Below are 12,314 nucleotides of genomic sequence, written 5' to 3' on the forward strand. Positions count from 1 at the left end.
GTCTCCGGTCTGTTCGTTGCCCTATTGGTGCCTGCATGGCCGCGATCAGGGAAGTCCGGGCGGGCGGTTTCACGGCGACGTGTCGCCAAGCGGTGAAATGTTTCATAAGTGAAGGCCGGGGCCCGATACCCCGGGACGATTGTTACAGGATCTCACGCCTCATGCTTGCACCGACGCCGTCCGAACTCGTGGCCCGTGCGCGCGCCGACCTGCGCGTCGGGCTGCCGGTGGCGGTGGGCGATATCCTTCTGGCGTCGGTCGAGGCGCTGCCGGCGGGTCGGCTGGCGGCGATGCGGGCCGAGGGCGCGCTGACGCTGGCGGTGTCGGGCCGCCGCGCCGAGACGTTGAAGGCGCGGGCCTATGACGGCGAAGTGGCGCGCATCGTGGTGCCCGAAGATGCGGATGCGGCCTGGCTGCGTGCGGTGGCCGACCCGGCCGACGATCTGCGCGTTCCGATGAAGGGGCCGCTGCGGACGCTGCGCGACGGCGATGCGGCGCCGTGGCGGGCGGGCATCGCGCTGGCGAAGGCGGCGCATCTGCTGCCGGCGGTGGTGGGCGTGGCGGCCCCCGCACCTCAGGGGGTGACCCGCCTGCCGTCGCTCACGCAGGACGCGCCCGGGATCGCGCCCCTGCCGGTGGCCGCGGCCCGGCTGCCGATGGCGGCCCATTCCAGGGGTCGGGTCCATGTCTTCCGCGAGGAGGGCGGCGGCGAGGAGCATTACGCCGTCGAGATCGGCACGATCGACCGCGCGCGACCGGTGCTGACGCGGCTGCATTCGGCCTGCTTCACCGGCGATGTTCTCGGCTCGCTGAAATGCGATTGCGGCCCGCAACTGCACGCCGCGATGGACGCGATGGCCGCCGCGGGGGGCGGCGTGCTCCTCTATCTGAACCAGGAGGGGCGGGGCATCGGGCTGGCCAACAAGATGCGCGCCTACGACCTACAGGACCAGGGCTTCGACACCGTCGAGGCCAATCATCGGCTGGGCTTCGAGGATGACGAGCGCGACTTCCGTCTGGGCGCCGGCCTCCTGCGGCGGCTGGGGATCGACGCGGTCCGCCTGATGACGAACAACCCCCGCAAGCTGGCCATGATGGCCGCACAAGGGATCGAGGTGACCGAACGCGTGCCGTTGCATGTCGGTTTGACGCCCGAGAACGCCGCCTATCTGGACGTCAAACGCATCAAGTCCGGCCATCTGGAGTGACGGTCGGGCAAGGTTCAGATCGGAACATCCCGAACACGACGACCGGGGATCTGGTCGTGATCCCCACGGGCGTGCGGTTTCGCGGTCGGCGTTTCGCCTGCGTGATCGGGCGCGGCGGGACTACCGGCTGTAAGCGCGAGGGCGACGGTGCGACGCCGCGTGGCGTACATCGGATCGTGGGCCTGCTCTATCGCCCCGACCGGATGGCGCGGCCGGTGGGATGGGCCCGGCCGATCGGACCGCGGGACCTGTGGTGCGACGATCCCGGCGCGGCGGCCTACAACCACGCTGTGCGCGCACCCTTCGCCGCCTCTGCCGAGCGTCTGCGACGGGCCGACCCGCTCTACGATCTCGTGCTGCTGACCGACTGGAACTGGCCTGTGGCGCGGGCGGGGCGCGGGTCGGCCATTTTCGTGCATCGCTGGCGCCGGCCGGGCTATCCGACCGAAGGCTGCGTCGCGTTCGATCCGGGCGACCTGCGCTGGATCGCCCGGCATGTACAGCCAGGTACCCGGCTGATCGTGGTCTAGCCCGCCACGCGTTCCCCGAAGATCGCCGAGCCCACCCGGACATGGGTGGCACCGAAGGCGATCGCCTCCTCGAAATCGGCGGACATGCCCATGCTGAGGCCGGCGAGCCCGTTCCGCGCGGCGATCTTCGCCAGAAGCGAGAAGTGAAGCGAGGGCGCCTCGTCCACGGGCGGGATGCACATCAGCCCCGCGGGGGGCACATCCATCGCCCGCATGTTACGGATGAAGGCATCGGCCTCGGCCGGGGGCAGGCCGGCCTTCTGCGGCTCCGCCCCGGTGTTGATCTGGACGAACAGGTCGGGGCAGCGTCCGGTCTCCTGCGCGATGTCGGCGATGCGGCGCACGAGCTTGGGCCGGTCGACCGAGTGGATGGCGTCGAACAACTCCAGGGCCGGGCGGACCTTGTTCGATTGAAGCGGCCCCAGCAGATGCAGCTCAATCCCCCGATGCGCGGCTTTCCAGGCCGGCCATTTGCCCTCGGCCTCCTGCACGCGGTTCTCGCCGAAGATGCGGTGGCCGGCGGCCAGGACCGCCTCGACCCGTTCGACGGGCTGGACCTTCGACACCGCGATCAGGGTCACCTCGGCGGGGCTGCGCCCGGCGCGTGTGCAGGCGTCGGCGATGCGTGCGGTGATCGTGGGCAGGGACATCGGCGACCTCGGGCGCGAAAGGTGGGCGGGGCGTCAGAGGACAAAAAGAAAAGAGCGGGCGCAAGGCCCGCTCTCTCCCGAAGTGCTGATCCGGTTGGATCAGAAGCTCATGCTGACACCGAAGGAGAACGAGTCCTCGTCCGTGCCACGCTCGTCGCCGTTGGCGTAGCCCAGCTGGATCGCCGCGCCGCCACCGAGGTCGTAACCGGCCGACAGACCGTAACCGTCGGAGTCTTCGCCGGCGTCGTAGTCGAACTCACCGTAGTTGGCCGACAGCGAGATGGCGCCCGAGGAGAAGCCAACGCCCACACCGATGTGGTCGTAGGAATTCACGTCCGTCGGAGCATCGACCGTCAGGAAGCTGAGGCCGGCCTGGAAGTCGCCGAAGCCACCGTTGATCGAGGCGCCGATCGCTTCCCAGTCACCGGAGTCGATGCCCAGCGGCGTCGAGTCGTCGATGTCGGTGGCCTGGTAGCCGATGCCGACGCCGACGGTGTTGGCGCCGAAGTCGAACTGGTACTTGAAGCCCAGGCCGAGGATCGGGTCGCTGTCGTTGTCGTCGCTGTCGTCGATTTCGGCCGACACGGCAACGCCGAAGTCACCGAACGAGTAGTCGTAGCGAAGGATCTGGCCGTCGAACGTGCCGTCGAGGCCGGAGTTGCCGTTGTAACCGGCGTGCTCGGTCTCGTCGTCGTTGATGGAGCCGCTGTTGAACGCGACCTCGGTCAGGGCCCAGTCCAGCGCACCGTCGGTGTCGCCAAGGGTCAGCGTGCCGAAGCTGCCGGAGATGAAGACGTCGACGCCCTGGTTCTCATCTTCGTCGCCGAGGTTGCCGGCTTCGTCGAGATCGACGTTGGCACCGAAGGCCAGACCGCCATCGGTCTCACCCGTCAGGGTGAAGTCGACGTCGACGTCCTGGAAGAACTCGGTGTCGCCGCCGTTGTCGTTGGCGTGACCGTCGGAGTTGTAGATACCCATCTCGGCGTTACCGGTGATGAGGACCTCGGCTTGCGCGGCGCCGGCGAAGGCAACCAGAGCGGTCGAGGTAAGGAGAACTTTTTTCATGATTTCCCTCGTGTTTCAGTCGTCCCCACCACGGGAATCGCGTTGGGCGTAGATGTCGTTTCCACCATCGGGCTGAGTCCCGCAACGAAACGGGCGGGGTCGGCCCGGAATTCGCCCGATCCATGGTGCTTTCGTGCCACAGTGATGCCGGACCCGCCCAAGTCGCGCCAAGGTTGGCATCCGACTGTTGCCGGGGCGGCCCAGCACGTCTTGTTCGCGGGCCCGCGCATGGGCTAGTCAGGGCGCGACTAGACGGTGCGATCGGGGGACCAAGGATGCGTAAGGCTGCAATGATGCGGGGGATGGCGACGATGGCCGTGGCCCTGACCCTGGCAGGCTGCGGCGATGGCACCGTGTTCGGCCAGACCCGCGAGGAGAGGATCGCGGCGCAGGAGAACCCGCTGACCATCCGGCGCGAGGCGCAGCGCACCTCCAACCGGTCATCGCTTTTCGACCTGTTCGAGAATCGCGACGACCCGAACACGACGCTGGAGGTGAACCGCTACCTCTGGGCGGCGTCGCTGGACGTGCTGTCGTTCCTGCCGGTGCAGAACGCCGATCCGTTCTCGGGCGTGATCCAGTTCGGCTACGGCACCCCGCCCGGTGGCGGGCGCGCCTATCAGGCGACGGTCCTGGTGCAGGACCCGGCGCTCGACGCGCGCAGCCTGAACGTCGCGCTGCGCACCCGCGGCGGCGCCGTCAGCCGCGACACGCAGCGCGCGATCGAGGACGCGATCCTGACCCGCGCCCGGCAGTTGCGCATCCGCGACGGCGGCCTCTGACATTCAAACGCCACGTCCCGACCGGGGCGCGTGGCGGCCCGAGGGACTTGAACATGAGCTATGATCCGACCTCGATCGAGGCGAAGTGGCAGCGGGCCTGGACCGGCGCCGACGTCTTCACCGCCCGACGCGGCGAGGGGCCGAAATACTACGTGCTCGAGATGTTTCCCTATCCGTCGGGGCGCATCCATATCGGTCACGTGCGCAACTACACGATGGGCGACGTCATCGCGCGCTACAAGATGTCGTGTGGCTTCAGCGTCTTGCATCCGATGGGCTGGGACGCGTTCGGGATGCCGGCCGAGAATGCGGCGATGGCGAGCGGCGGCCACCCCAAGGACTGGACCTACGCCAATATCGACACGATGCGCGGCCAGATGAAGCCGCTGGGCCTGTCGATCGACTGGTCGCGCGAGTTCGCGACCTGCGACCCCGAGTATTATGGCCAGCAGCAGGCGCTGTTCCTCGACATGCTCGATGCCGGTCTGGTCTATCGCAAGCCGGCGGTGGTCAACTGGGACCCGGTCGACATGACCGTTCTGGCCAACGAACAGGTGATCGACGGCCGCGGCTGGCGCTCGGGTGCCGAGGTCGAGCGGCGCGAGCTGACGCAATGGGCCTTCGCCATCAGCGACATGGCCGAGGACCTGCTGGAGGGGCTGGGCCGGCTGGAGGACTGGCCCGAAAAGGTTCGCCTGATGCAGGAGAACTGGATCGGAAAGTCGCGGGGGCTGCGGATGACGTTCCCGCTGTCGGCGCCGGCCTACGGCCACGACGGCATCGCGGTCTACACGACCCGCCCCGATACGCTTCGCGGTGCGTCCTTCATCGCCATCGCGCCCGAGCATCCGCTGGCGAAGGCGCTGGCCGGGGAGGATGCCGACCTCGCCGCCTTCGCCACCGACGTCCGCCGCGGCGGCACCACCGAGGAGGCGCTGGAGACGGCCGAGAAGCGCGGCTATGACACGGGACTGACGGTGGACAATCCGCTGGGCGGCACGCTGCCGGTCTGGGTCGCGAACTTCGTGCTGATGGAGTATGGCACCGGCGCGATCTTCGGCTGCCCGGCCCATGACCAGCGCGACCTGGATTTCGCGCGCAAGTACGACCTGCCGGTGATCGACACCTTCGTGGCGATGGACGACGACACGCGCGTAAGCCATGAGGCCTTCGTGCCCCCCAAGACCGAGCGTGTCCGCTGGCTCGATCAGCCCGCCGGCGTGACCGATGCCACCGGCCAGGAGGCCATCGACGCCACGATCGACTGGGCCGAGAGCCAGGGCATCGGCACCGGCAAGACCCAGTACCGCCTGCGCGACTGGGGCCTTTCCCGTCAGCGCTATTGGGGTTGTCCCATCCCCGTCGTCCATTGCAACGCCTGCGGCGTGGTCCCCGAGGCCAAGGAGAACCTGCCCGTCCGCCTGCCCGACGATGTCAGCTTCGACGTGCCGGGCAACCCGCTGGACCGCCACCCGACCTGGGCCGACACGACCTGTCCGAAATGCGGCGGCCCGGCCCGGCGTGAGACCGACACGATGGACACCTTCGTGGATTCCTCGTGGTACTTCGCGCGTTTCACCGCGCCCGATGCGGACACGCCGACGAAGCTGGACGACGCCGCCTACTGGATGAACGTCGACCAGTATATCGGCGGGGTCGAGCACGCGATCCTGCACCTGCTCTACAGCCGTTTCTTCGCCCGCGCGATGGTCCGCACCGGCCACCTGCCACAGGGCACCGAGGAGCCGTTCAACGCGCTCTTCACGCAAGGCATGGTGACGCATGCCATCTATCAGACGCGGGACGATCGCGGCCGCCCGGTCTATCACCTGCCGGAGGAGACGGTCCTGAAACCCGACGGTGTGCGGACGCTGAAGGACGGAACGGCGGTCGAGGTCATCCCCTCGGCCAAGATGTCCAAGTCGAAGAAGAACGTCGTCGATCCGCAGGACATCATCGCCCAATACGGCGCCGACACGGCGCGATGGTTCGTCCTGTCCGACAGCCCGCCCGAACGCGATGTCGAATGGACCGCCGCCGGGGCCGACGCCACGCACAAGCACCTGCGCCGCGTCCACCGCCTGGCCGAGGACATCGCCCGCGCCGACCGCCCGGCGAACGGCGCCGATGCCGACCTGGCGCGCGCCGCGGCCCGTGCCATCGCCGAGGTGACCGAGGGCATCGACGGGTTCGCGTTCAACAAATCCGTGGCCAAGCTCTATGAATTCACGAACACGCTCCACCGCTCGGACGCGGGCGCGGATGCGCGGCGCGACGCGATGAAGGTTCTGGCGCAGCTGATGGCCCCGATGACGCCGCATCTGGCCGAGGAGGTATGGTCGATGATGGGCGGCGAGGGTTTCGTGCTGCTCGCGCCCTGGCCCGAGGCCGATCCGGCCCTGCTGGTCGAGGACAGCGTCACCCTGCCCATTCAGATCAACGGCAAGAAGCGGTCCGAGATCACCGTTCCCAAGGACTTGGATCGGGCCGGCGTGGAGGCGCAGGTGATGGCGGATACGGTCGTGCTGCGGGCGCTGGACGGTGGTGCGCCGCGCAAGCTGATCGTGGTGCCGGGGCGGATCGTAAATGTGGTGGTCTAGGGCCTTGTCCGTTCTGGCGGCGCTTGTGCTGCTTGGTGGCTGCGGGTTCACGCCGGTCTACGGGCCGCAGGGCGAGGCGTTGCCGCTCAGGGGTGCCGTCCGCGCGACCGCGCCGGACACTGACCTGGCCTACGCCTTCGTCCGCCAGATCGAGGACCGGTTGGGCAAGCCCGCCGCGACCCGGTTCGACCTGGATTACAGCATCGCCACCGTCGAGGAGGGGCTGGCCATCGACGGGTCGAACAACATCACCCGCTTCAGCATCGAGGGCGTGATCGACTGGACCCTGGCGCCGGCCGGCAGCGATGCCGTCGCGCTGCGGGGGCAGGAGACGTCGTTCGTGTCCTACTCGGCCACCGGCTCCACGATCTCGACGCAGGAATCGGAGCGTGATGCGCAGCGGCGGCTGGCCACCATCCTGGCCGACAAGGTGGTGACGCGCCTTCTGGCGGATGCGCCCGCGCTAACGCGATGAACCTGAAGGGTGCCGCGGCGGCGAAGTTCTTCGCCCGGCCCGACCCCGGCACGGCCGGCGCGCTGATCTACGGGGCCGACGCGATGCGCGTGGCGCTGCGCCGGCAGGAGCTGATCGCCGCGCTGGCCGGCCCGCAGGCCGAGGAGGAGATGCGCCTGACCCGGATGACGGGGGCCGAGGCCAAGGCCGACCCGACCGCCGCGATCGACGCGCTCAGGGCGATAGGGTTCTTTCCGGGGCCTCGCGTCGTCTTCGTCGACGGCGTGACCGAGGCGCAGTCGGCGCCTCTCGTGGCGGCGCTGGAGGCGTGGTCGGAAGGCGACGCGGCGCTGGTCGTCACCGCGGGCGCGTTGAAGAAGACGTCGAAGCTTCGCCGTGCGTTCGAGGGGCATGCGAAGGCCGTGGCCGTCGCGCTCTATGACGAGCCGATGGGGCGCGAGGAGATCGAGGCCGCCATCGCCGCCGAGGGCCTGACCTTGACGCAGGAGGCCAGGCAGGATGTCGAGGCGCTGGCCCGCACGCTGGATCCCGGCGATTTCCGGCAGACGCTGACCAAGATCGCGCTCTATGCCGGCGACGAAGCGGTGACGCCTGAAGCGGTCGCCCTGATGGCGCCGGCCACGATCGACGCCGAGACGGACGAGGTCATCGCCGCCGCCGCCGACGGGCGCGCCGCCGCGATTGGCCCGCTGATGCAGCGGTTGGGCGGGCAGGGCGTCGCGGCGGTCACGCTGATCATCTTCGCCACGCGCCATTTCCAGCAGTTGCATGCGGCGGCGGTCGGCGGCGGGGTCGGCGGCCTGCGCCCGCCGGTCTTCGGGCCGCGGCGCGATGCGATGGAGCGGCAGGCCCGGGGTTGGGGCGCACGGCGGCTGGAGGCGGCGCTCGACGTGTTGATGGAGACCGACCTGACCTTGCGTTCCGCGTCGCGGGCGCCTCAGATGGCGGTGACGGAGCGGGCGCTGATCCGGCTGGCGATGATGGCCCGCACCTGACGCCCCCGGCGGGCGTGCACATGCGGGAGACCAGGATGTACAGACTTCACGGCCGCGTCCGAAGCCGGACCATGCGCCCCCTTTGGCTGCTGGAGGAACTGGGCGTTCCCTACGACTATGTCTCGGTCATGCCGCGCTCGCCCGAGGCATCCGCGCTCAGCCCGCTGGCCAAGGTCCCGATCCTCGAGGCGGAGGGCGGTGTCATTCTCGATTCGGTGGCGCAGATGGCCTATCTGTCGGATCGGCACGCGGCCTTCACCCATGCCCCCGGCACGCTGGACCGCGCGCGGCAGGACGCCTTCGCCAACGCGGTGCTGGAGATGCTGGACGCCCCGCTCTGGGCAATCGCGCAACATAGCTTCGGCTTGCCGGAGGATCGACGCGTCGAAGCGGCGAAGCCCACCTTCAAATGGCAGGTGAGCGAGAATTCGGGCGCGCTGGCGCGGCTGATGGATGGCGCGTTCGCGGTCGGGGATGCCCCCACGGTCGTGGATATCCTGCTGGCCCATTGCGCCGGTTGGGCGCGGGGCCTGAAGCTGGACCTGGCGCCCGCGATCCTGGATCACCTGCGGCGGATGCGGGACCGGCCCGCCTTCGCCCGCGCCATGCGGTGGGAGGAGACGCAATGAAACTCGGTGTCTGGGGCCTGGGCTCGATGGGTTCGGGGATGGCGCAATCGCTGATCCGTACCGGGCATTCCGTGGCGGGGTTCGACCCGCGCGGGGTGACGCTGGACGGGGCAGCCGACCTGGTCCCGTCCGAGATGGAGGCGGCGATCGTCGTCGTCCTGAATGCCGCGCAGACCGAGGCCGTCCTGGCCGAGATCCTGCCCCAGCTGACCCAGGGCGCCGTGGTCGTCGCCTGCGCAACCGTACCACCGGACTTCGCGCGAGCGATGGCCGATGACTGCGCGGCGCGGGGGGTGCATTACCTGGATGCGCCGATTTCGGGCGGGGCGGCACGGGCCGCAGCCGGTGACCTGAGCATAATGGCGAGCGGGTCGGCGGCGGCCTTCGCCGCGGCGCGCCCTGCCCTGGACGCGATGGCCCGGACCGTCTTCGAAATGGGCGATGCGGTCGGGGCCGGCAGCGCGATGAAAGCGGTGCACCAGGTGCTGGCCGGCACCCATATCGCCACCATGGCCGAGGCGATGGTGTTCGGAATGACGCAGGGCATCGACCCCGAGAGGTTCCTGGAAGTCATCCCGCAATGCGGGGGCACGTCCTGGATGCTGGAAAATCGGGGTCCGCATGTCCGCGATGGCGACTATACGCCCCGCTCGGCCGTCGACATCTGGATCAAGGATCTGGGCATCGCGGCCGATATCGCGGCGCCGGCAGGTATCGATCTGCCGATGATGCAGGCGGCGCTGGACGGATTCCGCCGCGCCGTCGAGATGGGCTTGGGCGGCGAAGACGATGCGGCCATCGCCAAGGTCTATGCCGCGCAGGCGGGTGTCGCGCTGCCGGGCGAGGCGTCGTGACGGCCGAGGCTCGGCTGCGCGAGACCATGTGCCGACTGGCCGAGTCCCTCTACCTGCGGGGTCTGACGCATGGCTCCACCGGCAACATCTCGGCCCGATGCGAGGATGGCGGGCTGCTGGTTTCACCTACGGGGACGAGTTTCGGGCGGCTGGACCCGGCGCGCCTGGCGCGGTTCGACGCAGAGGGACGGCATCTGGGCGGCGACCGTCCGACCAAGGAGATGCCGTTGCATGCGGCCTTCTACGAGACGCGGTCGACGGCGGGGGCCGTGGTGCACCTGCATTCGTGCCATTCCGTCGCGCTGTCGCTGCTGGAGGATCCGGGCGAGGACTTCCTGCCGCCGCACACGCCTTATGCGATCATGCTGCTGGGGCGGGTCCCGCTTTTGCCGTTCTTCCTGCCGGGCGATCCGGCCATGGGCGCGGCGGTGCGGGGACTGGCGGGCAAGCGATCGGCGGTGATGCTGGCCAATCACGGCCCGGTCGTGGCCGGCCGCGATGTCGAGGCGGCCTGCAACGCCATCGAGGAGTTGGAGGCCACGGCGCGCCTCGCGCTGCTGACGCGTGGCCTGTCGCCCCGGGCCCTGACCGGCGGCCAGGTGCGCGACGTGGTTGACCGGTTCGATGTGGAGTGGGACGCATGAAGTTCTCGGCAAATCTCGGGTTTCTCTGGACCGACCGGTCGCTGCCCGATGCGGTGCGGGCGGCCGCGGCGGCGGGTTTCGACGCGGTGGAGTTTCACTGGCCCTACGACACGCCCGCTGCCGACCTGCGCGCCGCACTGGAGGAGACCGGCCTGCCGGCCCTGGGCGTGAACACCGTCAAGGGCGAGGGCAACGGCCTGTCCGCCCTGCCGGGACGCGAGGAGGAGGCGCGCGCGGCGATCGTCCAGGCCGTGGATTACGCGCGTGACATTGGCGCCGGTGCCGTCCATGTCATGGCCGGCTTCGCCGAGGGCGTCGCGGCGCAGGAAGCGTTCCTGCGCAACCTGCGGTTTGCCTGCGATCGGGCGCCGGAGCTGACGGTGTTGATCGAGCCGCTGAACCGTCACGACGCGCCCGGCTATTTCCTTTCGACCTCCGGCCAGGCGCGCGAAATCATTGCCGCCGCGGACCGCCCGAACGTCAAGTTGATGTTCGATTGCTACCATTTGCAGATCATGGGCGGCGACCTGACACGGCAGCTGCGCGACTGCCTGCCGGTGATCGGCCACATCCAGTTCGCCGGCGTGCCCGCGCGCGGCGGACCGGACGCGGGCGAACTGGCCTACGATCATGTCTTCGCCGAGATCGCGCGGCTGGGCTGGGACGAGCCCCTGGGCGCGGAATACAAGCCCGATGGCGATACCGATGCTAGCCTGGGCTGGATGGATCGCTATCGCTGAACCCAGGCGGCCGCCGCGCGTCCGGCCCAGCGCCCCGTGGCCAGGCAGGCGGTCAGCAGGTAGCCGCCCGTCGGCGCCTCCCAATCCAGCATCTCGCCGGCCGCGAAGGTGCCCGGACGTCGCCGCAGCATCAGCGTGTCGTCCAGCGCGTCGAAGCGCAGGCCGCCGGCCGTCGAGATCGCCTCGTCCAGCGGGTGCGGCCCCCGGAGCGGGACCGGCAGCGCCTTGATCCGGGGCGCGAGATCGTCGGGAAACGGGCGGCCGAATTCCTGCAGAAGCGCGATCTGCACCGGGTCGAGACGCAGGGCCTTGCGCAGCCGGTTCGACAGGCTGTCCTTGCCGCCGCGCGACAGCCGGGCGCGGATTTCCTCCATGGCCAGATCGGGCTTCAGGTCCAGTGTCAGCGGCGCGCCCTCCCGCAACTGCGGGGTCAGGGGGTAGAGGCCACCACCCTCGATCCCCGTGCGGGTGACGACGAATTCGCCGCGATGGGTTTCGCCCCCGACCCGCAGGCCCACATTCTTGACCGCGGCCCCGAAATGGCGCGCCATATGCGGAGACCAGTCAACGCGAAAGCCCACGTTCGAGGGCGCGAAGGGCGCGGTGTCGGGCACCCACTCGGCCCATGCGCCGTCCGATCCCAGCCGCCGCCAGCTCGCACCGCCCAGGGCCAGCACGGTAGCATCGAACCGTTCGGACGGATGCCCGTCGAAGGTCAGCGCGTCCCCTTGCCACCCCGTCCAGCGGATGCGGCGGTGAAGCGTGACGCCCTGTTCCGCCAGTCGCGAAAGCCATGCACGCAGCAGCGGGGACGCCTTCATCGCGTCGGGAAAGACCCGCCCGGTGGAGCCGACGAAGGAGGACTGCCCCAACCCCCGCATCCAGTCGCGAATGTCGTCCGGCCCGAACGCCTCGATCATCGGCGCAAGTGCCGATGGCAGGCGATTGGCGAAGCCGGTTTCGAGCTTGGTGATGTTCAGGCCGGACTTGCCGGCCATCAGGAACTTGCGCGCCGGGCTGGGCATGCGGTCGAACACATGCACCTCGGCAACGTCCGCGGCCATCTCGGCCGCCATCAGGCCGGCGGGGCCCGCGCCGATCACGGCGATCCTTGCCTTGCGGTCGCTCCGGTCCATCCTCGA

Annotated in this window: 13 protein-coding genes; 10 read left to right on the top strand and 3 right to left on the bottom strand. The window is 69.4% G+C overall.

All coding sequences use genetic code 11. The features are described from left to right. Positions 1–161 precede the first annotated feature (161 nt). Together ribA and MWU52_RS14365 are read left to right on the top strand one after the other, a co-directional pair. The gene (ribA, locus tag MWU52_RS14360) at positions 162–1,208 is read left to right on the top strand and encodes a GTP cyclohydrolase II (RefSeq protein ID WP_246953423.1); all 1,047 of its coding nucleotides are present in this window, start codon (positions 162–164) and stop codon (positions 1,206–1,208) included. Between the two features lie 56 nt (positions 1,209–1,264). Beyond that, on the top strand, positions 1,265–1,738 hold the full coding sequence (locus MWU52_RS14365; RefSeq protein ID WP_246953425.1) for a L,D-transpeptidase family protein: 474 nt from the start codon (positions 1,265–1,267) through the stop codon (positions 1,736–1,738). Here the strand turns inward: MWU52_RS14365 and MWU52_RS14370 are convergent. Beyond that, positions 1,735–2,388, bottom strand: coding sequence for a YggS family pyridoxal phosphate-dependent enzyme (locus MWU52_RS14370; RefSeq protein ID WP_246953427.1), 654 nt, complete (start codon positions 2,386–2,388; stop codon positions 1,735–1,737). The two genes, MWU52_RS14365 and MWU52_RS14370, sit on opposite strands and share 4 nt — an antisense overlap. Before the next feature lie 99 nt (positions 2,389–2,487). Continuing rightward, positions 2,488–3,453 (bottom strand): porin, encoded by a 966-nt coding sequence (locus tag MWU52_RS14375; RefSeq protein ID WP_246953430.1) that lies wholly within the window; start codon positions 3,451–3,453, stop codon positions 2,488–2,490. A gap of 275 nt (positions 3,454–3,728) precedes the next feature. On the opposite strand from MWU52_RS14375, the gene MWU52_RS14380 reads away from it, so the two are divergent. From MWU52_RS14380 to MWU52_RS14415, 8 genes are read left to right on the top strand one after another with little or no spacing between them, the layout of a single operon-like run. After that, entirely contained in the window at positions 3,729–4,235 is a 507-nt protein-coding gene (locus MWU52_RS14380) for a DUF3576 domain-containing protein (protein WP_246953433.1), read from the top strand. A 53-nt stretch (positions 4,236–4,288) separates the two neighbouring features. Beyond that, positions 4,289–6,835 (top strand): leucine--tRNA ligase, encoded by a 2,547-nt coding sequence (leuS, locus tag MWU52_RS14385; protein ID WP_246953435.1) that lies wholly within the window; start codon positions 4,289–4,291, stop codon positions 6,833–6,835. Positions 6,836–6,839: 4 nt separating this feature from the next. Next, entirely contained in the window at positions 6,840–7,310 is a 471-nt protein-coding gene (gene lptE, locus MWU52_RS14390) for an LPS assembly lipoprotein LptE (RefSeq protein WP_246953437.1), read from the top strand. Beyond that, on the top strand, positions 7,307–8,305 hold the full coding sequence (gene holA / locus MWU52_RS14395) for a DNA polymerase III subunit delta (RefSeq protein ID WP_246953439.1): 999 nt from the start codon (positions 7,307–7,309) through the stop codon (positions 8,303–8,305). Before lptE ends, holA begins: the two co-directional genes overlap by 4 nt. 35 nt (positions 8,306–8,340) lie before the next feature. Continuing rightward, positions 8,341–8,934: a glutathione S-transferase gene (locus tag MWU52_RS14400; RefSeq protein WP_281494134.1), complete on the top strand. Its 594-nt coding sequence runs from the start codon at positions 8,341–8,343 to the stop codon at positions 8,932–8,934. Next, positions 8,931–9,788: an NAD(P)-dependent oxidoreductase gene (locus MWU52_RS14405; RefSeq protein WP_246953443.1), complete on the top strand. Its 858-nt coding sequence runs from the start codon at positions 8,931–8,933 to the stop codon at positions 9,786–9,788. Before MWU52_RS14400 ends, MWU52_RS14405 begins: the two co-directional genes overlap by 4 nt. Continuing rightward, on the top strand, positions 9,785–10,432 hold the full coding sequence (locus tag MWU52_RS14410; RefSeq protein ID WP_246953444.1) for an aldolase: 648 nt from the start codon (positions 9,785–9,787) through the stop codon (positions 10,430–10,432). Before MWU52_RS14405 ends, MWU52_RS14410 begins: the two co-directional genes overlap by 4 nt. Further along, entirely contained in the window at positions 10,429–11,172 is a 744-nt protein-coding gene (locus MWU52_RS14415; RefSeq protein ID WP_246953446.1) for a TIM barrel protein, read from the top strand. The genes MWU52_RS14410 and MWU52_RS14415 overlap by 4 nt, the downstream gene beginning before the upstream one ends. Here the strand turns inward: MWU52_RS14415 and MWU52_RS14420 are convergent. Next, positions 11,163–12,308, bottom strand: coding sequence for a TIGR03862 family flavoprotein (locus MWU52_RS14420; protein ID WP_246953448.1), 1,146 nt, complete (start codon positions 12,306–12,308; stop codon positions 11,163–11,165). The genes MWU52_RS14415 and MWU52_RS14420 overlap by 10 nt on opposite strands. Positions 12,309–12,314 lie beyond the last annotated feature (6 nt).

This window comes from Jannaschia sp. S6380, from assembly GCF_023015695.1.
Taxonomy (GTDB): Bacteria; Pseudomonadota; Alphaproteobacteria; order Rhodobacterales; family Rhodobacteraceae; genus Jannaschia.

What these genes read in the sequence shown, in the direction of transcription:
- MWU52_RS14405 (WP_246953443.1), top strand. Translation starts at nt 8,931, where the DNA reads ATGAAACTCGGTGTCTGGGGCCTGGGCTCGATGGGTTCGGGGATGGCG.
- holA (WP_246953439.1), top strand. Translation starts at nt 7,307, where the DNA reads ATGAACCTGAAGGGTGCCGCGGCGGCGAAGTTCTTCGCCCGGCCCGAC.
- leuS (WP_246953435.1), top strand. Translation starts at nt 4,289, where the DNA reads ATGAGCTATGATCCGACCTCGATCGAGGCGAAGTGGCAGCGGGCCTGG.
- ribA (WP_246953423.1), top strand. Translation starts at nt 162, where the DNA reads ATGCTTGCACCGACGCCGTCCGAACTCGTGGCCCGTGCGCGCGCCGAC.
- MWU52_RS14420 (WP_246953448.1), bottom strand. Translation starts at nt 12,308, where the DNA reads ATGGACCGGAGCGACCGCAAGGCAAGGATCGCCGTGATCGGCGCGGGC.
- MWU52_RS14375 (WP_246953430.1), bottom strand. Translation starts at nt 3,453, where the DNA reads ATGAAAAAAGTTCTCCTTACCTCGACCGCTCTGGTTGCCTTCGCCGGC.
- MWU52_RS14370 (WP_246953427.1), bottom strand. Translation starts at nt 2,388, where the DNA reads ATGTCCCTGCCCACGATCACCGCACGCATCGCCGACGCCTGCACACGC.
- MWU52_RS14415 (WP_246953446.1), top strand. Translation starts at nt 10,429, where the DNA reads ATGAAGTTCTCGGCAAATCTCGGGTTTCTCTGGACCGACCGGTCGCTG.
- MWU52_RS14380 (WP_246953433.1), top strand. Translation starts at nt 3,729, where the DNA reads ATGCGTAAGGCTGCAATGATGCGGGGGATGGCGACGATGGCCGTGGCC.
- MWU52_RS14400 (WP_281494134.1), top strand. Translation starts at nt 8,341, where the DNA reads ATGTACAGACTTCACGGCCGCGTCCGAAGCCGGACCATGCGCCCCCTT.